The sequence below is a fragment of the Sphingosinicella sp. CPCC 101087 genome, assembly GCF_004151485.1.
Lineage (GTDB): Bacteria > Pseudomonadota > Alphaproteobacteria > Sphingomonadales > Sphingomonadaceae > Allosphingosinicella.
In genome coordinates, this window is record NZ_SBFF01000011.1 from 30,964 (window position 1) to 53,971 (window position 23,008).

Consider the following 23,008-nt stretch of genomic DNA (forward strand, 5'->3'; position numbering starts at 1 on the left):
AAGCCACGACGACGCCCTCTTCCCGGCTGCGAGAGCGGGGGAGAATGATTCCATAAGTGATTGAGTCTGCGCCGCACGTTCCCTAACTGTTCGCTGTGACCGATCCCGCCCCCGCCCCTGCCGCCGATCCCCCTTATCTCGCCGGCCTGAACCCGCCGCAGCGCGAGGCGGTGCTGACCACCGAGGGGCCGGTCCTGGTCCTCGCCGGCGCGGGCACCGGCAAGACCGCCGCGCTCACCGCGCGCCTCGCCCATCTCCTCTTCACGCGTCGCGCCTGGCCTTCGGAGATCCTCTCCGTCACCTTCACCAACAAGGCCGCGCGCGAGATGCGCGAGCGCGTCGGGCGGCTGGTCGGCGAGGCGGTCGAGGGCATGCCCTGGCTCGGAACCTTCCACTCGATCGGCGCGAAGATGCTGCGCCGCCATGCCGAGCTGGTCGGCCTCAAGAGCAATTTCACCATCCTCGACACGGACGACCAGCTGCGCCTGCTCAAGCAACTCATCGCGGCCGCCGACATCGACGAGAAAAGGTGGCCGGCGCGGATGCTCGCGGGCATGATCGATCGGTGGAAGAACAAGGGCTGGACGCCCGGCCAGGTCGACGCCGGGGAAGCCGAAGGCTTCGCCAACGGCCAGGGAGCCAATCTCTACCTCGTCTACCAGGAGCGGCTGAAGCAGCTGAACGCCTGCGATTTCGGCGACCTCCTGCTCCACATGCTGGTGATCCTGCGCACCCATCGCGACGTGCTGGAGCTCTATCAGCAGCGCTTCCGCTACATTCTGGTCGACGAGTATCAGGACACCAACCAATCCCAATATCTGTGGCTCCGGCTGCTCGCTCAGGAGCGCAAGAACATCTGCTGCGTGGGCGACGACGATCAGTCCATCTATTCGTGGCGCGGCGCCGAGGTCAGCAACATCCTTCGCTTCGAGAAGGATTTCCCGGGCGCGAAGATCATTCGCCTCGAGCAGAATTACCGCTCCACCCCGAACATCCTCGCCGCCGCCTCGGGACTGATCGCCCAGAATGCCGGGCGCCTCGGCAAGACCTTGTGGACCGAGGCGCCGGAGGGCGAGAAGCTCCAGGTGATCGGCGTGTGGGATGGTCCCGAGGAGGCGCGGCGGGTCGGCGAGGAGTTGGAGGCGATCCAGCGCAAGGGTGGCCGCCTCGACCAATGCGCGATCCTCGTGCGCGCCCAGTTCCAGACTCGGGAGCTGGAGGACCGGTTCATCGCGATCGGCCTCCCCTATCGGATCGTCGGGGGCTTCCGCTTCTACGAGCGCGCCGAGATCCGGGACGCGCTGGCTTATCTGCGCGTCATTCACCAGAGCGCCGACGATCTCGCCTTCGAACGGATCGTCAACGTGCCCAAGCGCGGCCTGGGCGACAAGGCGGTGGCGAGGATCCACGCACTGGCGCGGGCACAGGACGTCCCGCTGAGCCAGGCGGCGGCGCAGATCCTCGACACGGACGAGCTGACCGCGCAGGCCCGCCGCTCGCTGGGCAATCTGGTCGGCGACTTCGCCCGCTGGCGCGCGAAGCTGGACGAGCTTCCCCATCCCGAGCTGGCGCGGCTGATGCTCGACGAATCCGGCTATACCGCGATGCTCCAGGCCGACCGTTCGGCCGAGAGCGCCGGCCGTCTCGAGAATCTCTCGGAGCTCACCCGGGCGATGGAGGAGTATGAGACGCTGGGCGCCTTTCTCGAACATGTCAGCCTCGTCATGGACAATGACGCCGATGCGGAGACGGACAAGGTCACGATCATGACCATCCATGCCGCCAAGGGGCTCGAATTCGACACCGTCTTCCTCGCCGGCTGGGAGGAAGGCGTCTTCCCCTCGCAGCGGGCGCTCGACGAAGGCGGGACCGCGGCCCTCGAGGAGGAACGCCGGCTCGCTTATGTCGCGATCACCCGCGCGCGGCGGCGCTGCATCATCATGCACGCGGCCAACCGCCGCATCTATGGCCAATGGACCTCCTCCATTCCCTCGCGCTTCGTCACCGAACTGCCGGACGAGCATGTCGAGCAGGAGACGACGATGAGCGGCGGCGAGTCGCTTTGGCGCGCCAACTGGTCGGAACGGGCCGATCCGTTCGCCGACCTCGCCCGCGGCACAGGCCGCGGTCCCGGCTGGCAGCGCGCCGCCGCCGGCGGCGGCTTCGAGCGTACCCCGCCCAGGGTGATCGAGGCACGGGCGAGCGCGGTCAGCTTCGGCAATCCCGGCCGTTCCGACATTTCGGTCGGCCAGCGCGTCTTCCACACCAAGTTCGGCTACGGCCAGGTCGCCGAGGTCGAGGGCAACAAGCTCGAGATCGACTTTGAGCATAGTGGCCGCAAGCGGGTCCTCGACAGCTTCGTGACGATCGCCTGAGCCCGCCCTCGCCAGCTCGGGTGATTGATCTCATTCGCCCGCGCGGCACCGATCCAGCTTTGTCTCGTGCGAAGACGCGAAGCAAAGCTCGCCCTCACTCACGAGAGGGGATAGCCGCGCCCTTGGCTTCTTTGCGTCTTGCGCCTTTGCGTGAGATCGGCGCGAGTTCCTAAACGCGCCGGCCGCCGCGCCGAGGCTGAGAAGGATATGCGCGAACACGGCTCGCCGACGAATGATCTTCCGCGTCCGCCCCGGCTCTCGCCAAATCGTCCCTTTCCACACGGCCGCATTGCCCGCCGCACCGCCGGCTCCTAAGTCCGCTCCCGATGCCGCTCCCCTCGCCCTTCGCCATCGCCAATTTCCGCTATTATTGGGTGGCGCGCCTGACGACGATGCTGGGCCAGTCCGCGATGCTGCTGATCGTCGGCTGGCAGGTCTACAATATCGCCCGGCTGACGATGAGCCCCGCCGCCTCGGCGGCGCAGATCGGCTTCATCGGCCTCATCCAGTTCGTGCCGTTGTTCCTTCTCACGCCGGTGACCGGCTGGCTCGCCGACCATGTCGACCGGCGCCACATCGCCCGCGCCACGACCGGCTTGCTCGTCCTGAGCGCGGTGGTGCTCGGCGCCTTCACCTGGGCGGACGCGATGACCCTGCCGGTCCTGTTCGTCGTCGCCGGCCTGCTGGGAATAGCGCGCGCCTTTTCCGGCCCCGCGCTCGGAGCTCTCGCACCCAACCTGGTGCCGCGCGAGATCCTTCCCAACGCCATCGCCCTGAGTTCGATCGCCTGGCAGGCCGGCATGATCGCCGGCCCGGCGATCGGCGGCTATCTCTACGCCTGGATTCCCGCCGCCGCTTACGGCGCGAGCGCCGCCTTGTTCCTCTTGTCCCTGCTCTGTCTGCTGCTGATCGGGCCCGTGCCGCGTCCGGAGCGGGATCGCGAGCGCCATCCGGTCCGGCAGATGGTCGACGGCCTCTCTTACGTTCGCACCAACCGGCTGGTGCTCGGCGCGATCACTTTGGACCTGTTCGCCGTCTTCCTCGCCGGTGCGACCGCCTTGCTGCCCGTCTATGCGCGCGACATACTCGAGGTGGGGCCGGAAGGCCTCGCTCAGCTCGGCGCCGCGCCCGCCGTCGGTGCTGCGCTCACCGCCCTCTTCTTCACCTTCCGGCCGCTGCGCAGCGATGTCGGCATGAAGATGCTCGGGGCGGTGGTCGTCTTCGGCGCCGCCACCGTCGCCTTCGGCCTGTCGCGCTGGATGCCGCTTTCGCTGGCGGCCTTGTTCGTGATCGGCAGCGCCGACATGTTCTCGGTCTACGTCCGCCAGTCGCTGATCCAGCTCCACACTCCCGACGCGATGCGCGGGCGCGTGGGCGCGGTGTCGCAGCTCACCATATCCGCCTCGAATGAGCTGGGCGATGCCCAGTCGGGCTTTCTTGCCGCCCTGATCGGGCCGGTCGCCGCGGTCGTCGCCGGCGGCGCCGGTGCGGTCGCGGTCACCCTCTTGTACGCCGCCCGCTTCCCGGAGCTGCGCCGCGCCCGCAGCTTCGACGAGCCGACGTACGAGGAGAAGGATTCCCAAGGAAGAGCGGCCGCATGATGCCTTGCGGCTCGTTCCCCGTCCTGCGGGGCGCCCGTCCAGGCGACCGGCGACCAGCGTGGTCCCCGCGTCACCGGACTCGCGCGGCGCAGCCTCGGCGGCGCAAGGCGTTGGGCCGCGCCGCGCGGCGGCACACGCGTCCGGCCGATCGAGCCCGGCGCCGGTACGGAGGGACGCCGGCGGTCGTGACGGTCGAGGTCCGCATCTATATGCCCGGTGCGGAGATGACAGCGGACGTCGCAGCAAAGGGTCTGGATACCCTCCTTCGCGGGGCGCCCCGGCAGGCCGAAGGCCTTCGCCGCGCCCGTAAAGAGGGTGTAGAGCCGGCCGAACGGTCGGCGCCGCGGGTGCGGTCTGCCCGCTCGTGCGTTGCCGCTCGACGCCCGAATTCATCCGCATTGGACAATGAAGGAGAAATGCCATGAAGGCCGCGAATATCCTCGAGACGATCGGCGGCACGCCGCATGTCCGGGTCAACCGCCTGTTCGGCGATGCCGAAGTGTGGATCAAGCAGGAGCGCGCCAATCCCGGCGCCTCGATCAAGGATCGCATCGCCTTGGCGATGGTCGAGGATGCTGAAAAATCGGGCAGGCTCAAACCCGGCGGCGTGATCATCGAGCCGACCAGCGGCAACACCGGGATCGGCCTTGCGATGGTGGCGGCCGTCAAGGGCTACAAGCTCGTCCTGGTCATGCCGGAAAGCATGAGCCTCGAACGGCGGCGGCTGATGCTCGCTTATGGCGCGAGCTTCGATCTCACCCCCAAGGAAAAGGGCATGAAGGGCGCGATCGAGCGAGCCAATCAGCTCATTTCCGAGACCCCGAACAGCTGGATGCCCCAGCAGTTCGAAAATCCCGCCAATCTGGAAGTGCATCGCCGCACGACCGCACGCGAGATACTCGACGATTTCCGCGACACGCCGCCCGACCTCCTGATCACCGGCGTCGGCACCGGTGGCCACATCACCGCCTGCGCCGACGTCCTGAAGAAGGAATGGCCGGGCCTGCAAGTCTTCGCGGTCGAGCCCACTTTGTCGCCGGTCCTGTCGGGCGGCCAGCCCGGCCCGCATCCGATCCAGGGGATCGGCGCCGGCTTCGTCCCGGCGATCATGGACACCGGCCTGCTCGACGGGATCATCCAGGTCGATCCCGCCGATGCCAAGGAGATGGCCCGCCGCGCCGCGCGCGAGGAAGGCATGCTGGTCGGCGTCAGCTCCGGCGCGACGCTCGCCGCCATCGCTCAGAAGCTCGCCGAGACCGGCAGCGGCAAGCGCGTCCTCGGCTTCAACTACGACACGGGCGAGCGCTATCTCTCAGTGCCCGATTTTCTGCCGGAGGAATGAGGCGATGACGGATTCCGGCGGTGCAAGGGTCGACTCGGCCTCGCGGCTGGTTCTCGCGCCGCCGGACGCAATCTATCGGGCCTTCATCGACCCGGAGGCGCTCGTCCGCTGGCTGCCGCCCGCAAGCATGACCGGCCGCATCGACCGGTTCGAACCGCGGCCCGGCGGCCGCTTTGACATGACCCTGACCTATGACGAGCCCGGAGCCGCTACGCACGGCAAGTCCTCGGAAGATTCGGACATCGTGCGCGGCCGCTTCGTCGAACTGGATCCAGGGCGGCGGATCGTCCAAATTTTCGCCTTCGACTCGCCCGACCCGGCTTTTGCCGGCGAGATGCGGATGACCTGGGCGTTCGAGGCCGAAGCCGCGGGGACAAGGGTGACCGTCCATGCGCAAGACGTGCCTTCCGGGATCGGTCCGAAGGACCACGAGCTCGGCATGCGCTCCTCGCTCGAGAATCTGGCCGCCTTCGTCGAGCGGCGCGACCTTTAGCGGATCCTCCCCCGGCGCCCGCCGGGGGACCGAACGGGCGCGAAGCGGGTCCGGGCCATCACCGGACAGGATTTGAGGAGGCGAAACTTGATCGAACGAATCTGGCGCGGCTGGATCGCGCCCGAAAAGGCCGAGCGATACGCGCAATTCCTTCGCGACGAATTCCTCCCCGGCGCCCATTCCATCCCCGGCTATCGCGGGGCGCGCGTGCTTCGGCGGGAGCGTGGCGGAGAGGTCGAGTTCCTCGTCGTCACCCATTTCGACTCGCTCGATGCGATCCGCGCCTTCGCCGGCGAGGACCTCGAAAAGGCCCACCTTGCAGAGCCGGCGCGCGCCCTGCTCCACCGCTGGGAGGCGCGCGTCGCCCATTACGAGATCGCATTCGAGGATGTGACCGGGCAGGAAGCGGGAACGGTGCGTTAATTTGGACTCGCCACGCCCCCTGCGCTCACGGGGAAATTCGAACCCTTCCCGTCAGATCGTCGCCATCTCGTAGAGGAAATCGACATAACCCATCGTCGCCTCGTTGAGGCCCCCGACCGCCGGGTCGCGGCTTTCGATGAGGAAATATTCGTTCGGCGCATGGGCTCCGCTGCCATGGCCGAGGCCGAACTGGCCGGCGGGCTTGCGCAGCGGGTCGCCGGTGAAGACGAAGCCGGGCCAGGAGCCGGCGCTGCGCGGGAATAGATTGTAGGGGATTCCGGATCGGGTCAGCACCGCCTGCTGGGCCCGGACGACATTGCTGTCTTCCGCCGTCTCGGTCGGATCGTAGCCGCCCGACATGTTGACCTCGATGTCGCCGAAACCGCGGGCGGCGAGATGCGCGCGCATCTTGGTCAGGCATTCTTCGACGGTCATGTTCGGAACGAGCCTCAGGTCGAGCTTGGCGACGCCGCGCGCCGGCAGAACGGTCTTGCCCCCCGGCCCGGTATAGCCCGCGACCAGCCCCTCGATGTTCACCGTCGGCTGCGACACCAGACGCTCCAGCGATTCGCGCCACGGCAGGTCATCGATCCACCGTTGCACGCCGAGCAGCCGTTTCGCCTCCTCTTCGCTTCGATTGCGTGCGCTCTCGGCGACCAGAGCGCGTTCGCGTTCCGTGAGCGGACGGACATTGTCGAACCATCCGTCGATGGCCGGCGTGTTGCCTTCGTCGCGCACCAGCGTCGTCAGCGCGTGGACGAGATGCCAGACCGGGCTGTCCACCTGCGCCTTCAGGCTCGAATGGACGTCGCGCGCCGGCCCCCTCCCCCAGCGTTCGCCGCTTGCCACGAGCTCGCATTCGATGATGCCCTTGGCGCCGAGCGTGATGGTGACCGAGCCGTTCGCCCCCTGCGAGGCGGACGGGATGATGACGCCGTCGGCGCGCCGCATCGCCGCCAGCACCTCGGCGTCGCGGAACACGTTCTTGAAGTTGGGCGAGCCGATCTCCTCCTCGCCCTCGGCGAGCAGCACGATGTTGACCGGCGGCCGTCGCCCGGCCGCGCGCATCGCGTGCAGGGCGGCGAGAAAGGCGCCTTCCGGGCCCTTCTGGTTGACCGCGCCCCGGCCGCGTATCGCTCGGCCCTGGGCCACGTCGACGAACTGCCCTTCGAGCGGCGGCGACGACCATTCCGCCGGGTCGAACTGCTTGACGTCGTACATGAAATAGATGCCCACCGTGCGGCGCGCGCCGGCGTCGAGCACGCCGAACACCGCCGGAACGCCGCCGGTCGGCACCTTGCGGACGCCGGTAAAGCCCGCATCCGTGGCCAGGCGCGCCATGTGGTCGGCGCCCTCCTCGATGTTCAGGCCTTCGGCCGCGATCGTCGGCAGGGCGATCCACTCGCGGATCCGGCGGACAGACTCCTCATGGCCGGCCTCCACCGCGCGGCGGATCGCCTCCCGGTCGCTGTCACGGCTGGATTGGGCCAGACCGGCGCCCGGGGCCAAGAGTGCAGCGGAGGCTGCAGCGGCCTGGATGAGGCTGCGGCGATCGGTTGAGAATCGTTCGGACATGCTGTTCCCCCTTGCTCGTTCCGACCGCATTAAACCGCGCGGGCCGCGGCCCGTCCAGACCGTTGCCGAACGCGGACGCGCATTCCTTCTGCGTCGGCCGCGCTCGAGAGGAACCGCCAGCGCTGCCGCCGCGTTGCGCACCCGTAACAGAGGGAGTACCTGCCATGGACGAGCGTGACAGGGAGCGGCGCGATCCGGATCCCGCGGAGCCGCGTGTGGAGCGAGAGACGACGGTCATTCATACCGGCGACCGTGGCGGCGGAGGAGGCACGGGCCTGATCGTCGCCATCGTGCTGCTCATGATCCTCGCGGCCGTCCTGTTCTTCGTCTTCGGCGGCGGACTTGAACGCGCCGCCGACGAGACCGACGTGAACGTCAATATCGACACTCCGGAGATCAATCTGCCGGATATGGACGTCGATTTGCCCCAGGGGCCGTCGGAGCCGACCGAGCCGGCCGGAAACGGCCAGTAGGCTCGCCGGACGACCTGCCCGACATCGGACGGTGAGGGCGCGCAGCCCTGCACCGGCCCGATGTCCGGCACGGCGAGGTAGGGCATCGGCGCGTGGTTCGCCGCGCCCGTCTCCGTCGAGACTTGAACCCGGCCCCGCACGGCGGGCGCGCCCTGCTGCCCGCGCCCATCCGTTAGTCTTGACTTACCGTAAGTGATTACTTACCAGTCTTCCGAAGCCATCGGGAGAGACCATGACCCTTCATGCGACCGCGGCCGTCACTTTGCTCGCGCTGCTCGTCTATTTCGGAATGGCGGTGCAGGTCGCCCGGACCCGAACCATGCTCGGAATCCTCCCTCCGGCCATGACCGGCGATGCGCGACTCGAGCGCACCCTGCGCGCGCATGCCAACACGCTCGAGTGGCTGGCCATCTTCCTGCCCTCGCTCTGGCTGTTCGCCGTCTATTGGGGCGATCTCCCGGCGGCGCTGATCGGGCTGGTCTGGATCGCCGGCCGTATCGCCTATTTCCTCGGCTATGTCGGTGCGGTGCACCGGCGCTTTCCCGGCTTCTTCATTCAGTCCATCGCCTCGGCCGTGCTCCTGTTCGGTGCCCTCGGCCGCGCAATCTTCCTGGCGGTGACGCAGGGATGAGCGCAGGCGGGCCGCGGCGCGCGCCTTGCGACGACGCGCTTTCGGCTTTGGCCGACCCGATGCGCCGGCGCATCTTCGAATCGCTCCGGCAGGGGCCGGCGCCGGTCGGCGAGATCGCCCAGCGGCTTCCGGTCAGCCGCCCCGCCGTGTCGCAGCATCTCAAGGTGCTCCGCCAGGCCGGTTTGGTGAACGATCGCGCCGTAGGCACGCGCCGGATCTATGCGATCGATCCGGCAGGGCTCGGGCCGCTCAGGGCGTGGCTCGATCAATTCTGGGACCAGGCGCTCGCCGCCTTTGCGGCCGAGGCCGATCGGCAGGACGAGGAAGAGAGGGAGGCATGAATATGAGCAGGACCATCCATGTCGCCCCGGTGCGGCGGCGCATTCGCGTGGGCTCCGCCCCCGAGCGCGCCTTTCATGTCTTCACCAAGAGCATGGGCCGCTGGTGGCCGAAGCAGCACAGCATCAACAATTCGCCGATCCGGGAGATTGTGGTCGAACCGCAGGTCGGCGGCCGTTGGTTCGAGCGCGGCGAGGACGGCAGCGAGTGCCAATGGGGAAAGGTGCTCGCCTGGGATCCGCCGGCACACATCATGCTCGCCTGGCAGATCGGCCCCGAGTGGCGCTATGACGGCGATCTCGTCACCGAGCTTGAGATCCGCTTCTCGCCCGACGGCGACGGCACGCTGGTCGAACTCGAGCATCGCCTGGACGGCTATGGTGACGCCGCCGGAACGATGCGCGAAATATTCGAAGGGCCCGACGCTTGGGAAGCCACGCTGGCTGCCTTTGCCGCAGAGGCGGGTTGAGGAGACGGCGCTGGAGCTGCGGGATACGCTCTTGGCTTGGCGGCCCCGGCCGCCTGTAGCTCGGCGCCTCCGCAATGGACCGGCCCTACCCCGCCGCGTTCCGCCGATCGCCCTGTTCCGCCGCTGCATGCGCCGCGGCCCGGCCTACCATGCGCCCCGCTCGCCGGGCCACACCGGCTCGAAATCCACGCCTTGCAGGCCCGACGTGCGGATTCTCTCAGCAACCCGTCCGCTGACATAAACGGGTGAAGCTCGGATCGGCAGTTTGAAGATCTCGGCATCGCCGATCGCGTGTGGATTGAACACGTGCCGCTCGATGGTCATGATCGTTCCATCGTCGAAAGGCACGATTGTGGAATTGTCCAAATCGAGCGCGTCTACGACTTTGGTGACGTTGAAAAGCCAGACGGGCTCGGCGCAATCCAGCGGCAGGAACTCGCCATACTGCTCCAGATCGGGTTTGAGGACACCTACTGCATGCTCCCTCAGAACGGGCGTGTCCGACCCAAGCCACGGAAAATCTGAATGAAGCAGCGGCCGGCCATCGTCGCCGGTCTTGAGAATCTTCATCTCCGGCGGCTGCCAAGCGGACTGCCGTTGCCCATCGAGGGAGAAGAAGGTCTGGAAGGCGTCGTCTCTAGTCGGGAGGATCCATTCAAAAGCGCCCGGGACCGTGAAAACGAATATCTCCATCGCCGACGTTCCTCCTCGAATGCGCAGCGCGACATCTTCCAAGGGCCCGAGGCCTGGTAGCCACTCTGGCCGCCTTCGCCTCCGAGGCGCCTGAAGCGCCGGCGCTGGAGCTGCGGGGTACCCTCCTCCATTCCGCGGCGCCAGACGCCGTTCGCGCGACCCGCATCGTGGTGCGCGTGTCACAAGCCCAACAGCCAGAAACTCGCGGGCGATCCGAAATTCGGAGGCTCGAACGAACTGAGCGGGCAGCACCTTCTGGCCGGCAGTGATGGACTCGCCGCTCACGTCTGCTCTCGCTCATGAGGTCGCACGCGATTCACCTTCGCCCACTCGGACTTGGGCCCAATGACCGGCCGCCGGCTCTTGCGCGAATCTGGCTAATCATTTGCACCAAAGGCGATGGTGAGCACCGCTCGCACCGTTCGCGGGGCCACCGGCGACAGGAGCCCGGACGACGCGACGAGATAGCCCTCCTCACCGAGGAGGTTCGAGCCTAGGACGCGCACGTCGGCCGGACGGCCGCCGAGCATGAAGCGGTGGCGTAGGCCCAGGCTGAGCGTCGTGACGGCGGGCGCCTTGAAGGTGTTGGCCGTGTCGACCCAGCGCTCCCCCAGGTAGCTGAGTGTCGCATCCAGCGACCAATTCGGTCCGAACCGGCGTACGATCGTGGCATTCGCGACGATCTGGGAGACGCCCACGTCATGAGTTCCGACCAGGCCGGCATCCACAAGTGCGCCGGTGAGCTTGGAGTCGAAGGCGACGAAGCCCGCGAGGAGGCCGATGTTGGGAGTGAGCTCCCCCGCGATCGAGGTCTCGAAGCCGCGATGCCGAACCTCCCCGACGACGCCGAACGACTGGTCGAGACGAAATCCCTGGCTGGGCTTCGAAACGTCGAAGAGCGCGGCGATCAGGGTCAGCCGCGGGGAAAGGGTGTAGCGCGCGCCCAGTTCGAATTGCTCGGCTTCCACCGGCGGCAGGACTTCCTCGCGGTTGGTCGCCGTCGCGGGCGCCGACCCGCTTTCTTCCAGGCCCGTCACCCAGCTCCCGAACAGCGCGAGGCGGTCGGTCAGATTGACGACGGCGGAAACATTGTAGTTGGTCGTGTTGCTGATTCGCTCGCTCGTCACGCCGGACGTCGAGTGCACTGTCTTGTCATAGCGCGTCCGGTGCGCTCCGAAGCGCAGCTGCACGCGATCGCGCCAGGTCAGGCCATAGCCCGCGGAGATCGTATATTGCTTGACGATGTCTTCGCCGCGCGTGCCGGCCCACGGGCGTTCGGGCACCTCCGGCGGGTCACCGGTGGTCAGGTCGAACCTGCCCAGCGGGATGGCGAGGGCGGAGGCGAGCTCGGTGGTGGTGTGGCGGCCGCGCAACGACAGGGTGATGTGGTTCTCGAAATCGCCCGCATCGAACGCGCGCCCCAGCCGGATTTCGCCGGTATTCGAGACCTTCCAGTCCCGCTCCGGGGTACGCAGCGTGGTGGCGGTAGCGTTCCCCAGCGCGTCCGACGAGATCAGCGTGTTGTCCGCATTGTGGATGGCCCAGAACGAGCGAAAGGCCGAGGCGTCGACGGTGAAACCGTGAAGCTCGCCGCGGTAGAGAAGACCGAGGTTGGTGGTCGTGGCTGCAGTCCACGCCCAGGCCGGCGAATATTGGTGCAGCTTCCGCAGGTTCGGCGGCATGGCCCCCGCGCTGGCGATAACCGCATAGTCACCGTCATATTTGCGGTCATTGACCGACGCGAACGCCCGCAGCCGGTGACCGGGCGCGACGTTCCAGCCGACGACCGCGCCCGCGGTGATGCTCGAGCCGTTATAGCCTTGCGCATATTGCCGCACCGGGCTCCATACGAAACCACCGGCGAGGCTGAGCGCCCCGTCGCGCAACGAGACGTCGCCCTGAACCACGCTCGTGCCGAAATCGCGAAGGCCGGCGCCCAGTCGCAGTTCGTTCGTCGGCCCGGCTTCGCGCAGCCGATAGTTCACGACGCCCGAGGGCGCCGGGTAAGGGAGGCGCGCGGCGTTCACGCCGACGCGCACGCTCACGCCCGACAGCACCGTGTCGTCCAGCGCTCCGCCGCGACTGAAATAGGCGTCGTCTATGCGATAGGCGCCGCTGTCGTTGAGGTCGAAGCCGCGAACCTGGCTCTCGGTATAGAGACCCGATTGCTCGATCCCGGCACGCTCGCCGAACGCGTCGGCAGCGCTGCTGACGGCATTGTCCTGAGCGGCCGCCGGCGCGGCGGCGGCGTAGGTCAAGGCGATCCCGCTGACGCGTGAAAGGAGCGCGAGGCCGTTCATGAAATGCTTCCCCTGCCATTGCCGCGCCAAGCCTACGGGCGCCGGTCACAGGGAAGAAGGCAGCTCGCTGCAGCCATCCGGCGGTTCGCTGCATCGATGAGGCGTTTTCCGCGACTTGGACTAAGGTTGCCGGCATGACCTACGCAGCCGCCCCTCCCGCGCCGATGATCAGCTGGCGATGGGTCGCCATCTTCTGGTTCGCCGCCGCTATGTTCGAGGCCACCCAGTCCATCTTCATCCAGCACGCCATCGGGCGGCGTGGCGGCGAAGTCCTGCTCTTCGCGATCGAGCTGGCGGGTTGGCTGCCCTGGGCGCTTGCCACGCCCTTCGTCATCGAGCTGGCACAGCGTCATCCGGTCATCCCTGCGCCGACGGCGCGCGGCATCGCGGCGCATCTCATGACGTTCTTCGCCATCACCCTGATGGCGGAGGGGTGGTCCGCGGCCCTCCACATGCTGTTCAATCCCTGGGCCCATCGCCAGGCCCCGACCTTCTGGGACACGTTGAGCGCAACACTCATCTTTCACGGGCTGATCTGCGTGTTCGCCTATGCGCTGATCCTGGCCGTCACCTATCTGGTGGACTCCAGGGACAAGGTCGCACGCAAGGTGACCGAGACCGCACAGCTCAACGAAGACCTTTCGAAAGCCCAGCTCGCGGCGCTGCTTCGCCAGATGGAGCCGCACTTCATGTTCAACACGCTCAATTCCATCGCCGGGCTGGTGCGCGACGATCGCAAGGCGGCGGCAGTCGACATGATCGTCGGCCTCAGCGAAATCCTTCGCCGCGCGTCCCAGGATCACAAACCGGAGGTGACGCTCGCGGAGGAGGTCGAATATCTTCAGCGCTACATCGACATCCAGAAGCTCCGCTTCGGGGAGCGCCTTGGCTGCAGCGTGGAGATTCCGGAGCCGCTGATGCACGCACGGGTCCCGAGCCTCCTGCTTCAGCCACTGGTGGAGAATGCCATCAAGCACGGGCTCGCCGACCGGGTGGCGGGCGGAGAGATACGCGTCGCGGCGGCGAGACAGGGTGCGGCCCTGTGCCTCAGCGTCTATAATGACGGCCCGGATTTCGCGTCCGATTGGGAGTCGAACGGCGCCGGCGTCGGCCTCGCCAATCTGCGTTCGCGGCTGCGGATCATGCACGGCGACGCGGCCGATCTCCTGGTGAAGAAAGCGCAGGGCGGCGGCGTGGAAGTGGTCGTGATCCTTCCGCTGGCGGAGGCCGGATGATGTCGTCCGATCGGCGCGCTGCCGCGATCAGCACGCTCGTCGTCGACGACGAGCCGCTCGCCCGGCGCAATCTCACGATCCTGCTGGGCCGCGAGCCGGGCGTCGGATCGATCGGGGAATGCGCCTCGGGGGCCGAGGCCGTCGAGGCCATTCGGCGCCGCAAGCCCGATCTCCTGTTTCTCGACGTGCAGATGCCCGAATGCGGCGGCTTCGATGTCCTGGAATTGCTCGGCACCGATTGTCCGCAGACGATCATCTTCGTCACGGCGCACGACGAATATGCCCTGCGTGCCTTCGAGGCCGGCGCACTCGATTATCTGCTGAAGCCGTTCGATGACGCACGTTTCACGAGGGCGCTGACCCGCGCCAGGGAAAAGATCGCTTATCTCGCGTCGCATCGCCAGGCGCCGCCCCGGCTCGTCGTCAAGGCGCCCGGCCGGCTGCTTTTCATCCAGGTGCCGGACGTGGATTGGGTGGAAGCCGCGAGCTATTATTCCTGCCTGCACGTCGGCCGGGAGACGCATGCGATCCGCCGCACCATGGAGGAGCTCGAACGGGATCTCGGCGACGCCTTCGTCCGCATCCACCGCTCGACCATCGTCAACCTCGAGCGAGTCGTCGGGCTCGAGCTTCAAAGCTCGGGCGATTATGCGGTCTTCCTGCGCTGCGGCGTCCGGCTGCGTTTGAGCCGGCGCTACAGAAAGGCGCTGCAATCGCGCTTGATCGCAAGCCGGCAGCGGCCGGCGGCCGGTGCGGGACGATCTTCGACCGACTGGCGCGTTGGCTGAAAAGCGGCCGCCGGCGATCCATCTACCTCTGGACAGGGCTGGGGATGAGGCGTTTTCAAGGCCCGCGCGGCCGTCGTCGAGCCTGCGCTGCTTCAAGAGCCGTCGAGATGCGCCGGGAACCGATCGGCAACGAGCCCGAGTCCGGGGCCGTGCTCGACATAGGCTTCAGGCCGGCGAGGGTCCGAGGCGAAACCGCCCGTGGACTCGCACACGAACCTCAAGAATGCGCGTCGCCGTGCGCGACCGGAACGTTGGTAAGCGCCTTGCCGCGTGCGATGATGCATTCGGTCTCGAACCGGATATCCGCATTTGTTGCGATCCCGGTCCACAGCGCGATGCAGGCGGCCTTGCCTTCATGGCGGGAGCCGTCGGGCGCGGGCTGGGTATTCTCGATCACGCAATCGTCGGCAACCAGATCCTGCAGCGCCGTCGGATCGTGGCTCAGGAACAGCTGGTTGAAGCGCGTCAGGATCTCGGCGGTCCGCACGCTTTCCGGATCGTCGAAACGGTCTTTCGTCATCATGGGCTCCATCGCGAAGCCCCTGCCGCGGTCGGGCGACCGCTGGGAGGCCGCGGGGTGCGGGGGCCGCAGGAACCTTCCTGCAGCCCCCGGGGTGTGTCGCTCTACGGGTTGATCTCCGGCTCGACGAGCCTGGCGAGCTTGTGCAGGGATTCCTGCCATCCGAGGTAGCAGGCCTCGGCCGGAATGACGTCCGGCACGCCTTCCTGGACGATCTCGACTTCGGTGCCCACCGAAACGGCCTTCAGGGTCACGGTGACGCGCATCTCGCCCGGCAGGTTCGGGTCGTCGAACTTGTCGGTATAGACGAGGCGCTCCCCCGGCACGAGCTCGACATAGGTGCCGCCGAAGGCGTGGCCATTGCCGGTCGTGAAATTGCGGAAGGACATCCTGTGGGTGCCGCCCACCTTCGCCTCCAGCTCGTGGACCGTGCAGACGAAACCGTAGGGCGGGAGCCAGCTCGCGACGGCGTCGGGCTCCAGGAAGGCGCGATACACCTTCTCCGGCTTGGTCGCGAACACGCGGTGGAGTTTGATCGTATTAGGCATTTTACGCTCCTTTTGCTGCGTTGGGATTGCTGACGTTCAGGACTTTGCCGGGCGGAACAGCTGCTCCAGGTACCGGGTGAGATGATCGATGCTGTCGGCGGCGATCTCCGCCCCGCCTTTCGCCTTGGCGAGGATGAAGGCGCCCTGGAGGACCGCCTGGATATGAAGCGCAAGCGACTTGGCTGTCCATTCGGATGACAGGCCGCGACCCCGCATCGCCGCTTCGATATCCGCTTCCAGCGTCTCGGCATGGCCGCTGATGCTGCGATCGCAAGCCTCGCGGATGGTCGGAACGGTCTCGTAGGTCTCCTGGACCAGCGTGCCGATCAGGCAGGTGAACTCCGGAACGCCGCCCTGCAGCAGCGCCTTGCGGAACGCGACATAAGCGAGCAGGCGATCGAGCGGATCGGCATGGTCGTGGTACGGAGCGGCGGCAAACTTAGCACCGGTCGTCTCCGACCAATGCTCCGCAGCGGCGACGCCGAGCTCGTCCTTGCTTTTGAAATGATGGAAGAAGGCGCCCTTGGTGACGCCGGCGGTCGCGCAAAGCTCGTCGACCGTGGTCGCCGAATAGCCTTTGGCCCGGATTACGGACAGGGCCGCGTCCAGGATCTTGAGCTTTGCGTTCGGCTTTGCGGTGGGGCTGGGCATTCCTTCCTCCTTGCGTGCTGGATACCGACTGGTTGGTATGGTGTCAAGCCATGAAAAGCTTGCTTTCCGAAACTGGCGGACCGCTCGATCTGCACGTTGATCTCAGCTTTGCTGTCGGACTGCTTGCGGCGGTTGCAAGGCCACTCTGCACGGCAGGCTTTGAGCCCAATGCGGCGACCTGCAGAGCCTGCCGCGCGTCTCCGTGATGAACGGCAGCCGAATTGCCTTCGCCGCGGCGAAGCCCGTTGACGCACTCCGACACGCCCTGCGCTTGATACGGTCGCACTCCGTGCCGGAGGCGAGCGGCATCTCCGGATTGCCTAACGGGCGCGCGTCCGAGGCTGGCCTGCAAACGTCATCGAGCCGCAGCTGGGGCCGTGGATCGAACGAAGTACGGAGGAACCGAGCGTCAGCCGAGGGCGCTGGTTACGGAGCTACCACACTCAATTCCGAGGCGCCTGCCGCCTGTAGCTCAGCGCCTCCGCTACATGGACCCGCCCCACCCCCTCGCTGCCCGACAGGTCGGCGATCGTCCGCGCCACCCGCATCACCCGGTGATAGCCGCGCGCCGACAGGCGCATCGCCTCGGCGGCCTGGGCGAGGAGTTGCCGGCCGGGATCGTCGGGCGTGGCCACCGCGTCGAGCAGCTCGCCATCCGCCTCCGCATTGGTGCGGGCCGCATGCCCGTCGTACCGCTCCGTCTGTATCGCGCGCGCCGCCGCCACCCGGCCCGCCACCTCGGCCGAGCCCTCGGCTGGCGGCGGCAGGGCCAGGTCGGCGGCGGCGACCGCCTGCACCTCGACATGAAGGTCGATGCGATCGAGCAGCGGCCCCGATACGCGCGCCTGATAGTCGGCGGCGCAGCGCGGCGCCCGCGAGCAGGCGAGCGCCGGATCGCCGAGATGGCCGCAGCGGCACGGGTTCATCGCCGCGACGAGCTGGACCCGGGCGGGAAAGGTGACATGGGCGTTGGCGCGCGCGACCTGGACGGTTCCCGCCTCGAGCGGCTGACGCAGCGAATCGAGCGCCTGCCGCTGAAATTCCGGCAGTTCGTCCAGGAACAGCACCCCCAGATGGGCAAGGCTGGCCTCGCCCGGCCGAACCTTGAGTCCTCCGCCTACCAGGGCCGGCATCGACGCGCTGTGGTGCGGCGCGCGGAACGGCCGCGTCCGGATCAGCCGGCCGTCCTTCAATTCGCCGGCAACGCTCGCGATCATCGAGACTTCGAGCGCCTCGGCCGGCGTGAGCTCGGGAAGAATTCCGGGCAGGCAGGCCGCGAGCAGCGACTTGCCGGCGCCAGGCGGGCCGATCATCAGCAAATTGTGGCCGCCCGCCGCGGCGATCTCGAGAGCGCGCTTGGCGCTCTCCTGGCCCTTGACCTGCCTCATATCCGGCCCGGTCCCGACAGGCTCGGCTTCGCCGGGACTCGGCGGCACCAGCACCGACCGGCCGCGCAAATGGTTGATCAAAGCGATGAGGTCGGGTGCCGCGATGAGTTCGACATCGCCCGCCCAGGCCGCTTCCGGCCCCTGCGCGGCCGGACAGATCAGGCCGAGCCCCTTGCCGGAAGCGTGGAGCGCCGCGAGCAGGACGCCCGGCGACGGCGCGATCCGCCCGTCGAGGCTCAATTCGCCGATCGCCGCATAGCCGGCCAGGGTCTCGCGGTCGATCGCGCCCATGGCGGCGAGCAGGCCGAGCGCGATCGGCAGGTCGTAATGCGAGCCTTCCTTGGGGAGATCGGCGGGGGACAGGTTGACCGTGATCCGCTTGGGCGGAAGCGCAAGTCCGATCGCGGCGAGCGCCGCATGGACCCGCTCGCGGCTCTCGCCGACCGCTTTGTCGGGAAGTCCGACGACGAGGAACTTGGGCAGCCCGCTGGCGATCTGCACCTGTACCTCGACCGCACGTGCCTCCACACCCAGAAATGCCACAGTGGCGACATGCGCGACCATTCGGAACTTTCCCCCCGCACCTTCGTCCTCATCGTGGGACTCCCTTTTCCAAATGTCGAGGCGATGGGCAATCCGGCCGTGCCCGACGTCGATGTTCACCTTTTGTCTTGACAATCCGGCCGCCTTCGGCTAGACAACCGGACACGGATCCGTTCGGACGCGGAAGGGCCCGATGCTCCTTGAAATCGTGAACGAACCTCGTTGAGGGCGCCGCGGCGGCATGGCTTCACCTGTGGCCTCGCCGCGCATTTCGGCTGCGAGGAGGCGTGGCCGGGCTCCTCGCGCGTGTGCGCGAGCGCTCGCGCGCGATACGGTGTCAATTTCGTCAAGTTCGGCAGGAAAAGGATGCCTCGGATGAACGAGCGCGGGAAGCGCAAGGACCGAGGTCGGGCGTTCGGTGACACGGCTCGGCTAGGGGTTTAGGGCAGCTCCATGAGCAGGATCCGCCCCGAGCGGCCGGGCGACGAAGCCGCCATCGCCTCCGTGATCGAACGCGCTTTCGGACGGCCGGACGAGGCACGGCTGGTCGAGCGGCTTCGCGCCGACGGAGATTCGGTCGTCTCGCTTGTCGCGGAAGCGGAGGGGGAACTTGCCGGCCATGTCCTCCTTTCGCGCATGTCCGCCCCGTTCCGCGCGCTCGGATTGGGGCCGGTCTCAGTCGCGCCGGAGCGGCAGCGAAGCGGTGTCGGCGCCGCTCTGATCGGGGATGCGCTCGCGCTCGCCCGGTCCGGCGGATGGGACGCGGCATTCGTGCTCGGCGATCCCGCTTATTATGGCCGCTTCGGCTTCCGCGCCGATCTCGCCGCTTGCTTCGCCTCGCCTTATGCGGGTCCTTACCTGATGCTCCTCCCGCTCGCCCCACCGCTCCCGGCAGCCGGGGGCAGAATCGACTATCCGCCGGCTTTCGCCGGTCTGGAATGAGCAAAAGTCTATATCATGGGTTCTTGCATTAGGACTTGTGCGCGTCTGCGACCGGCTTAGGGATTCTTTATGGGCATTTACCAATCCGCATTGATCATTGCCCTCGTGATTGCGGGGCTGGCGGTAGCACTCGCCCTGATCCCGGAACTTCTCCAACGATTGCCGCACCGGTATCGGAGGCGCCCCCGGGAGGAGTATCACGTGAAGTTGCGCGAGGAGGAGCTTCAGGTTCGCGCGCGGCCCAACCTGAAGCGGGAGTCCCGCCCCGATGGCGCCCCGCCGGCGGATCCCTCCTGAAGTCCGTCCGCACGCCGCTCACTTCACATCACGCGCTTATTGCCTATATAGGGAGGTGCCGGCTTCGGCCGGCTATGGCGATAAAGTGCAGCGTATAATAGACGCAGCGGACCCGGGGGCAGTACCCGGCGGCTCCACCAAAAGCGGCCCTGTACAAGGGCCGGTTCTGACGGGGCCGAACCAGGATCGACGTGTGTTCAAAAGCGCTGTTTTCGCCCGGGCTGAGTAACCCGTAAAAGGCTCAAAACCACAAGTGCCAACGACAACGAGGCGCTCGCGATTGCTGCGTAACAAGGTCCTCACGGACTGAGTTACAAAGACAAAAGCGCGGTTCGGGCCCAACCGGGCAACAGAATGGGACACCAGCGGTACGGGGAGCACCGGGCAACAGAAGCTCCCCACTTCCCTTCCCCCCCCTCCCCTTTCCTCTCCCTCCCCCCTTGCCTCTTCGCCTCGACGGCCCGAAAATGGTTCCGAGGAGACGAATATGCGCCTTGCCATCCTGATCCTGCCGGCTGCCGCGGCCGTGTTGCTCTCGGCATGCAGCCGTGAGGAGGAGCCGGTCGCCAACAGGTTCGAGCGCCAGGCCGCCGAAATCCAGGACAAGGCCCGCGCCTTCGAGGCGCAGGTCGAAAACGAAGTCGGCGCCGCCGAAGCGAGGCTGGAGAACGAGGTCGACACGCTGATGAACAGCCTGGACCAGGGCAATGCAGGCGAAGCGGACGCAGAGGCGAATGCGGAGGAGAATTCCGGCGAATGATCGTCGGCGCGACCGCTAGGCCTTGAGAAAGTCGGAACCGATCGGGCGCAGTCTCAGACACCTTCTTCCCGTCGAAGTGCGACCGGACCGGCGACCGGGCTGCCATCCCTCGGCGCCAGGCAGCGCCGCTACAGCGCCAGCCGCATGACGTGGCGGCGGCTGCCGGCGCGTCCCACCTCGCGAAAACCCGCCGCTTCGAAGGCGCTCACGAAACCCATGAAGCGGTAGCTCGGGGAATCCGGGTCGACCGGATAGGCTTCGATCACCTTCGCGCCCTCGGCGCGGGCATGAGCGATCGCCGCCTCGAGCAGACGGTGGCCCATTCCTTGGCCGCGCAGCCCCCGCTTCACGTAGAAGCAAACCAGGGACCAGACCGCTTCGTCCGCTTCGCCGGCCACGACCGGGCCGCCGAGCGGTCGATAGGTCGGGCGCGGGGCGATCGAGCACCAGGCCACCGGCTCATCGTGGAGATAGCCGATGATCCCGATCGGCACGCCGTCGCGGACCAGCCGCTCGAGCGCGGCCTTGCGCTCCGGGCCCTTCATGCGCGCCGCTTCGGCGCCTTTCGCGCGCCAGGCCATGCACCAGCAATAGCTCGGACCGCCGCGACCTTCGAACAGAGACTCCAGGTCCGCCCAGCGAACACGGTCGACCTCGTGAAAGACGAAGTCGGCCTGCCGCACTCCGCTCAAACTCTCACTTGCGTCCGAACAGTTTCTCGATGTCGCCATGGGCAAGCTTCACCCAGGTCGGGCGGCCGTGATTGCACTGGCCGCTATGTGGGGTGACCTCCATCTCGCGCAACAGGGCGTTCATCTCGGCGACCGAAAGGATGCGGCCGGCGCGGACCGAGCCGTGGCAGGCCATCGTCGCGGCGACATGGTCGATCCTCTCCTTCAGGCTCAGCGCCTCGTCGAAGGCGGCGAGCTCGTCGGCCAGGTCGGTGATCAGGCCCTTCACGTCGCCGGCGCCGAGCAGGGCCGGAGTCGCTCGGACGAGGACCGCGCGCGGGCCGAAGCGCTCGACCTCGAGGCCCATCTCGGCAAGCTCGGGAATCCGCGCCTCGATCCGGTCGCACCCCGGCTCGTCCAGCTCCACCACCTCGGGCAGCAGCAGGGCTTGGCGAGCGACTCCGCCATTCGCCATCGCCTTGCGCATACGCTCGAGCACCAGCCGCTCGTGGGCGGCATGCTGGTCGACCAGCACCAGCCCGTCCTCTGCCTCTGCGACGATATAGGTGGCGGCAACCTGGCCGCGGGCCACGCCGAGAGGATAGGTGCGCGCCTCGGGCGGAGCCTCGGTGGCCCTCTCGGCGCGTGCTTGGGGGGCGTAGGAATCACGAGGGTCGTTGACCCTCGGCCCCTCCCCTTCGGAACCGGGGTAACGGGGTGGGGCCGGTACGTGTGAGGCGAACAGATTATGTGCGTTCCTGCTCCCCCACCCCAGATCCTCTCCCGAAGGGACGGCACCTTCGCTCTGCCACGCTCCAAGCGCCGCCGCGCTCGGGCGCTGCGCGCTGCGGTGGCCGGCGGCGTCGAGCGCGTGCCGCAGACCACCGACGATCAAACCGCGAATCCCGGCCGGATTCCTGAAGCGGACCTCGGTCTTGGCGGGATGGACGTTGACGTCGACCTCCTCGCCGGGAAGGTCGATGAACAGGGCCAGCACCGGGTGGCGATCGCGCGCGAGCAGGTCCTGATAGGCCGCCCGCACCGCGCCGATCAGCAGCCGGTCCTTCACCGGCCGGCCATTGACGAACAGATATTGATGGTCGGCGACGCCGCGATTGAAGGTCGGCAGGCCGGCGACGCCGCCGAGCCGCGCCGGCCCGCGGGCATAATCGATGGCGAGGCTGTTGTCGGCGAGCGCCCGGTCGGTCAGCGCCGCCACCCGCGCCGGGCGGTCCTCGCCCGGCTGGGCCGAGACGATTCGGCGGCCATCATGGTCGAGGCTGAAGCCGATGTCGGGCCGCGCCATGGCGAGCCGTTTCACGACGTCGAGGCAGGCGGCATATTCGGACCGCGTGCTGCGCAGGAACTTGCGCCTCGCCGGGACCTTGCCGAACAGGTCCTCGACGGTGACCCGGGTACCGGGCGGCAGCGCCGCAGGCCCCTCCCCGACCCGCCGTCCGTTGTCGACGATGCGCGACCAGCCGTCGGCCCCGCGCACCCGGCTCTCGATCGTGAGCCGGGCGACGCTGGCGATCGACGGCAGCGCCTCGCCCCGGAAGCCGAGTGTCTCGACCCGGTCGATTTCATCGCCCGGAAGCTTGGACGTAGCGTGGCGCTCGAGCGCGAGCGCGAGGTCGTCCGGAGTCATGCCGCAACCGTCGTCGGCAACCTCGATCCGGGTGATCCCGCCGCCGGCCAGCGAGACGGCGACGCGCGCCGCGCCGGCGTCGATCGCATTCTCGACCAGTTCCTTCAAGGCGCTGGCCGGCCTTTCGACCACCTCACCGGCGGCAATTCGATTGACGAGCTGTTCGGGCAGGCGCCTTATTGACATCGATCCTGCTCTATACGAAGCCGCGCCGGCCCGCGAGACCGCGCCGCACTTCCTATGGACCGGGTACGGCGACTTCGACTAGGGGAATATTAGGGTTGTCCGGTCATTAACGGGTCG

At 67.5% G+C, this 23,008-nt stretch carries 22 protein-coding genes and 1 other RNA gene; 14 read left to right on the forward strand and 9 right to left on the reverse strand.

The window, feature by feature from the left end; translation table 11 throughout:
• Nucleotides 1–95: 95 nt before the first annotated feature.
• The 5 genes from EKM57_RS17085 (at nucleotide 96) to EKM57_RS17105 (ending at nucleotide 6,234) form a co-directional block, all read left to right on the forward strand.
• Nucleotides 96–2,375, forward strand: a complete 2,280-nt coding sequence (locus EKM57_RS17085) for an ATP-dependent helicase (RefSeq protein ID WP_129793741.1) — start codon at nucleotides 96–98, stop codon at nucleotides 2,373–2,375.
• A gap of 326 nt (nucleotides 2,376–2,701) precedes the next feature.
• Nucleotides 2,702–3,976 carry an MFS transporter gene (locus EKM57_RS17090; protein WP_129793742.1) on the forward strand — a complete coding sequence of 425 codons (1,275 nt, stop codon included), beginning with the start codon at nucleotides 2,702–2,704 and terminating at the stop codon, nucleotides 3,974–3,976.
• Nucleotides 3,977–4,397: 421 nt separating this feature from the next.
• Nucleotides 4,398–5,318, forward strand: a complete 921-nt coding sequence (gene cysK, locus EKM57_RS17095; protein ID WP_129793743.1) for a cysteine synthase A — start codon at nucleotides 4,398–4,400, stop codon at nucleotides 5,316–5,318.
• Between the two features lie 4 nt (nucleotides 5,319–5,322).
• Nucleotides 5,323–5,811: an SRPBCC family protein gene (locus EKM57_RS17100; RefSeq protein WP_129793744.1), complete on the forward strand. Its 489-nt coding sequence runs from the start codon at nucleotides 5,323–5,325 to the stop codon at nucleotides 5,809–5,811.
• An 87-nt stretch (nucleotides 5,812–5,898) separates the two neighbouring features.
• A complete protein-coding gene (locus EKM57_RS17105; protein ID WP_129793745.1) occupies nucleotides 5,899–6,234 on the forward strand; it encodes an antibiotic biosynthesis monooxygenase in 336 nt (111 codons plus the stop codon).
• A gap of 51 nt (nucleotides 6,235–6,285) precedes the next feature.
• Here EKM57_RS17105 and EKM57_RS17110 read toward each other — a convergent pair whose 3' ends face one another.
• Nucleotides 6,286–7,809 (reverse strand): M20/M25/M40 family metallo-hydrolase, encoded by a 1,524-nt coding sequence (locus tag EKM57_RS17110; protein ID WP_129793746.1) that lies wholly within the window; start codon nucleotides 7,807–7,809, stop codon nucleotides 6,286–6,288.
• Between the two features lie 164 nt (nucleotides 7,810–7,973).
• Between EKM57_RS17110 and EKM57_RS17115 the strand changes: the two genes are divergently transcribed.
• From EKM57_RS17115 to EKM57_RS17130, 4 genes are all read left to right on the forward strand, one after another.
• On the forward strand, nucleotides 7,974–8,282 hold the full coding sequence (locus EKM57_RS17115; RefSeq protein ID WP_129793747.1) for a type II secretion system protein: 309 nt from the start codon (nucleotides 7,974–7,976) through the stop codon (nucleotides 8,280–8,282).
• A 232-nt stretch (nucleotides 8,283–8,514) separates the two neighbouring features.
• On the forward strand, nucleotides 8,515–8,913 hold the full coding sequence (locus tag EKM57_RS17120) for an MAPEG family protein (protein WP_129793748.1): 399 nt from the start codon (nucleotides 8,515–8,517) through the stop codon (nucleotides 8,911–8,913).
• Complete coding sequence (locus EKM57_RS17125) at nucleotides 8,910–9,254, forward strand: helix-turn-helix transcriptional regulator (protein ID WP_129793749.1); 345 nt, start codon at nucleotides 8,910–8,912, stop codon at nucleotides 9,252–9,254. Before EKM57_RS17120 ends, EKM57_RS17125 begins: the two co-directional genes overlap by 4 nt.
• A gap of 2 nt (nucleotides 9,255–9,256) precedes the next feature.
• A complete protein-coding gene (locus EKM57_RS17130) occupies nucleotides 9,257–9,721 on the forward strand; it encodes an SRPBCC family protein (protein WP_129793750.1) in 465 nt (154 codons plus the stop codon).
• A 144-nt stretch (nucleotides 9,722–9,865) separates the two neighbouring features.
• Here the strand turns inward: EKM57_RS17130 and EKM57_RS17135 are convergent, their stop codons facing one another.
• Nucleotides 9,866–10,414: an imm11 family protein gene (locus tag EKM57_RS17135; RefSeq protein ID WP_129793751.1), complete on the reverse strand. Its 549-nt coding sequence runs from the start codon at nucleotides 10,412–10,414 to the stop codon at nucleotides 9,866–9,868.
• A 377-nt stretch (nucleotides 10,415–10,791) separates the two neighbouring features.
• Complete coding sequence (locus tag EKM57_RS17140; protein ID WP_129793752.1) at nucleotides 10,792–12,714, reverse strand: TonB-dependent receptor domain-containing protein; 1,923 nt, start codon at nucleotides 12,712–12,714, stop codon at nucleotides 10,792–10,794.
• Nucleotides 12,715–12,848: 134 nt separating this feature from the next.
• On the opposite strand from EKM57_RS17140, the gene EKM57_RS17145 reads away from it, so the two are divergent.
• Together EKM57_RS17145 and EKM57_RS17150 are read left to right on the forward strand one after the other, a co-directional pair.
• Nucleotides 12,849–13,949: a sensor histidine kinase gene (locus EKM57_RS17145; protein ID WP_129793753.1), complete on the forward strand. Its 1,101-nt coding sequence runs from the start codon at nucleotides 12,849–12,851 to the stop codon at nucleotides 13,947–13,949.
• A complete protein-coding gene (locus EKM57_RS17150; protein WP_206185480.1) occupies nucleotides 13,946–14,737 on the forward strand; it encodes a LytTR family DNA-binding domain-containing protein in 792 nt (263 codons plus the stop codon). The genes EKM57_RS17145 and EKM57_RS17150 overlap by 4 nt, the downstream gene beginning before the upstream one ends.
• A gap of 217 nt (nucleotides 14,738–14,954) precedes the next feature.
• On the opposite strand, the gene EKM57_RS17155 is transcribed toward EKM57_RS17150, so the two are convergent.
• The 4 genes from EKM57_RS17155 to EKM57_RS17170 form a co-directional block, all read right to left on the reverse strand.
• A complete protein-coding gene (locus EKM57_RS17155) occupies nucleotides 14,955–15,257 on the reverse strand; it encodes a nuclear transport factor 2 family protein (RefSeq protein WP_206185481.1) in 303 nt (100 codons plus the stop codon).
• Between the two features lie 104 nt (nucleotides 15,258–15,361).
• A complete protein-coding gene (locus tag EKM57_RS17160; RefSeq protein WP_129793755.1) occupies nucleotides 15,362–15,805 on the reverse strand; it encodes an SRPBCC family protein in 444 nt (147 codons plus the stop codon).
• A 36-nt stretch (nucleotides 15,806–15,841) separates the two neighbouring features.
• A complete protein-coding gene (locus tag EKM57_RS17165; protein ID WP_129793756.1) occupies nucleotides 15,842–16,456 on the reverse strand; it encodes a TetR/AcrR family transcriptional regulator in 615 nt (204 codons plus the stop codon).
• A gap of 443 nt (nucleotides 16,457–16,899) precedes the next feature.
• Complete coding sequence (locus tag EKM57_RS17170; protein WP_129793855.1) at nucleotides 16,900–18,408, reverse strand: YifB family Mg chelatase-like AAA ATPase; 1,509 nt, start codon at nucleotides 18,406–18,408, stop codon at nucleotides 16,900–16,902.
• 432 nt (nucleotides 18,409–18,840) lie between these two features.
• On the opposite strand from EKM57_RS17170, the gene EKM57_RS17175 reads away from it, so the two are divergent.
• The 3 genes from EKM57_RS17175 to EKM57_RS17185 all read left to right on the forward strand — a co-directional run bounded on the left by EKM57_RS17175 (nucleotide 18,841) and on the right by EKM57_RS17185 (nucleotide 20,386).
• Nucleotides 18,841–19,329: a GNAT family N-acetyltransferase gene (locus EKM57_RS17175; RefSeq protein ID WP_129793757.1), complete on the forward strand. Its 489-nt coding sequence runs from the start codon at nucleotides 18,841–18,843 to the stop codon at nucleotides 19,327–19,329.
• A gap of 315 nt (nucleotides 19,330–19,644) precedes the next feature.
• Nucleotides 19,645–19,991: a transfer-messenger RNA gene (gene ssrA, locus EKM57_RS17180) on the forward strand.
• A gap of 122 nt (nucleotides 19,992–20,113) precedes the next feature.
• A complete protein-coding gene (locus EKM57_RS17185) occupies nucleotides 20,114–20,386 on the forward strand; it encodes a hypothetical protein (protein WP_129793758.1) in 273 nt (90 codons plus the stop codon).
• 128 nt (nucleotides 20,387–20,514) lie between these two features.
• Here EKM57_RS17185 and EKM57_RS17190 read toward each other — a convergent pair whose 3' ends face one another.
• Complete coding sequence (locus tag EKM57_RS17190; protein ID WP_243451123.1) at nucleotides 20,515–21,069, reverse strand: GNAT family N-acetyltransferase; 555 nt, start codon at nucleotides 21,067–21,069, stop codon at nucleotides 20,515–20,517.
• A gap of 13 nt (nucleotides 21,070–21,082) precedes the next feature.
• Complete coding sequence (gene mutL / locus EKM57_RS17195) at nucleotides 21,083–22,891, reverse strand: DNA mismatch repair endonuclease MutL (protein WP_129793760.1); 1,809 nt, start codon at nucleotides 22,889–22,891, stop codon at nucleotides 21,083–21,085.
• Nucleotides 22,892–23,008: the final 117 nt, after the last annotated feature.

What these genes read in the sequence shown, in the direction of transcription:
- EKM57_RS17145 (WP_129793753.1), top strand. Translation starts at nt 12,849, where the DNA reads ATGACCTACGCAGCCGCCCCTCCCGCGCCGATGATCAGCTGGCGATGG.
- EKM57_RS17175 (WP_129793757.1), top strand. Translation starts at nt 18,841, where the DNA reads ATGAGCAGGATCCGCCCCGAGCGGCCGGGCGACGAAGCCGCCATCGCC.
- EKM57_RS17140 (WP_129793752.1), bottom strand. Translation starts at nt 12,714, where the DNA reads ATGAACGGCCTCGCGCTCCTTTCACGCGTCAGCGGGATCGCCTTGACC.
- cysK (WP_129793743.1), top strand. Translation starts at nt 4,398, where the DNA reads ATGAAGGCCGCGAATATCCTCGAGACGATCGGCGGCACGCCGCATGTC.
- EKM57_RS17120 (WP_129793748.1), top strand. Translation starts at nt 8,515, where the DNA reads ATGACCCTTCATGCGACCGCGGCCGTCACTTTGCTCGCGCTGCTCGTC.
- EKM57_RS17100 (WP_129793744.1), top strand. Translation starts at nt 5,323, where the DNA reads ATGACGGATTCCGGCGGTGCAAGGGTCGACTCGGCCTCGCGGCTGGTT.
- EKM57_RS17155 (WP_206185481.1), bottom strand. Translation starts at nt 15,257, where the DNA reads ATGACGAAAGACCGTTTCGACGATCCGGAAAGCGTGCGGACCGCCGAG.
- EKM57_RS17115 (WP_129793747.1), top strand. Translation starts at nt 7,974, where the DNA reads ATGGACGAGCGTGACAGGGAGCGGCGCGATCCGGATCCCGCGGAGCCG.
- EKM57_RS17170 (WP_129793855.1), bottom strand. Translation starts at nt 18,408, where the DNA reads ATGGTCGCGCATGTCGCCACTGTGGCATTTCTGGGTGTGGAGGCACGT.
- EKM57_RS17165 (WP_129793756.1), bottom strand. Translation starts at nt 16,456, where the DNA reads ATGCCCAGCCCCACCGCAAAGCCGAACGCAAAGCTCAAGATCCTGGAC.
- EKM57_RS17110 (WP_129793746.1), bottom strand. Translation starts at nt 7,809, where the DNA reads ATGTCCGAACGATTCTCAACCGATCGCCGCAGCCTCATCCAGGCCGCT.
- EKM57_RS17125 (WP_129793749.1), top strand. Translation starts at nt 8,910, where the DNA reads ATGAGCGCAGGCGGGCCGCGGCGCGCGCCTTGCGACGACGCGCTTTCG.
- EKM57_RS17135 (WP_129793751.1), bottom strand. Translation starts at nt 10,414, where the DNA reads ATGGAGATATTCGTTTTCACGGTCCCGGGCGCTTTTGAATGGATCCTC.
- EKM57_RS17185 (WP_129793758.1), top strand. Translation starts at nt 20,114, where the DNA reads ATGCGCCTTGCCATCCTGATCCTGCCGGCTGCCGCGGCCGTGTTGCTC.
- EKM57_RS17160 (WP_129793755.1), bottom strand. Translation starts at nt 15,805, where the DNA reads ATGCCTAATACGATCAAACTCCACCGCGTGTTCGCGACCAAGCCGGAG.
- EKM57_RS17150 (WP_206185480.1), top strand. Translation starts at nt 13,946, where the DNA reads ATGATGTCGTCCGATCGGCGCGCTGCCGCGATCAGCACGCTCGTCGTC.
- EKM57_RS17130 (WP_129793750.1), top strand. Translation starts at nt 9,257, where the DNA reads ATGAGCAGGACCATCCATGTCGCCCCGGTGCGGCGGCGCATTCGCGTG.
- mutL (WP_129793760.1), bottom strand. Translation starts at nt 22,891, where the DNA reads ATGTCAATAAGGCGCCTGCCCGAACAGCTCGTCAATCGAATTGCCGCC.
- EKM57_RS17090 (WP_129793742.1), top strand. Translation starts at nt 2,702, where the DNA reads ATGCCGCTCCCCTCGCCCTTCGCCATCGCCAATTTCCGCTATTATTGG.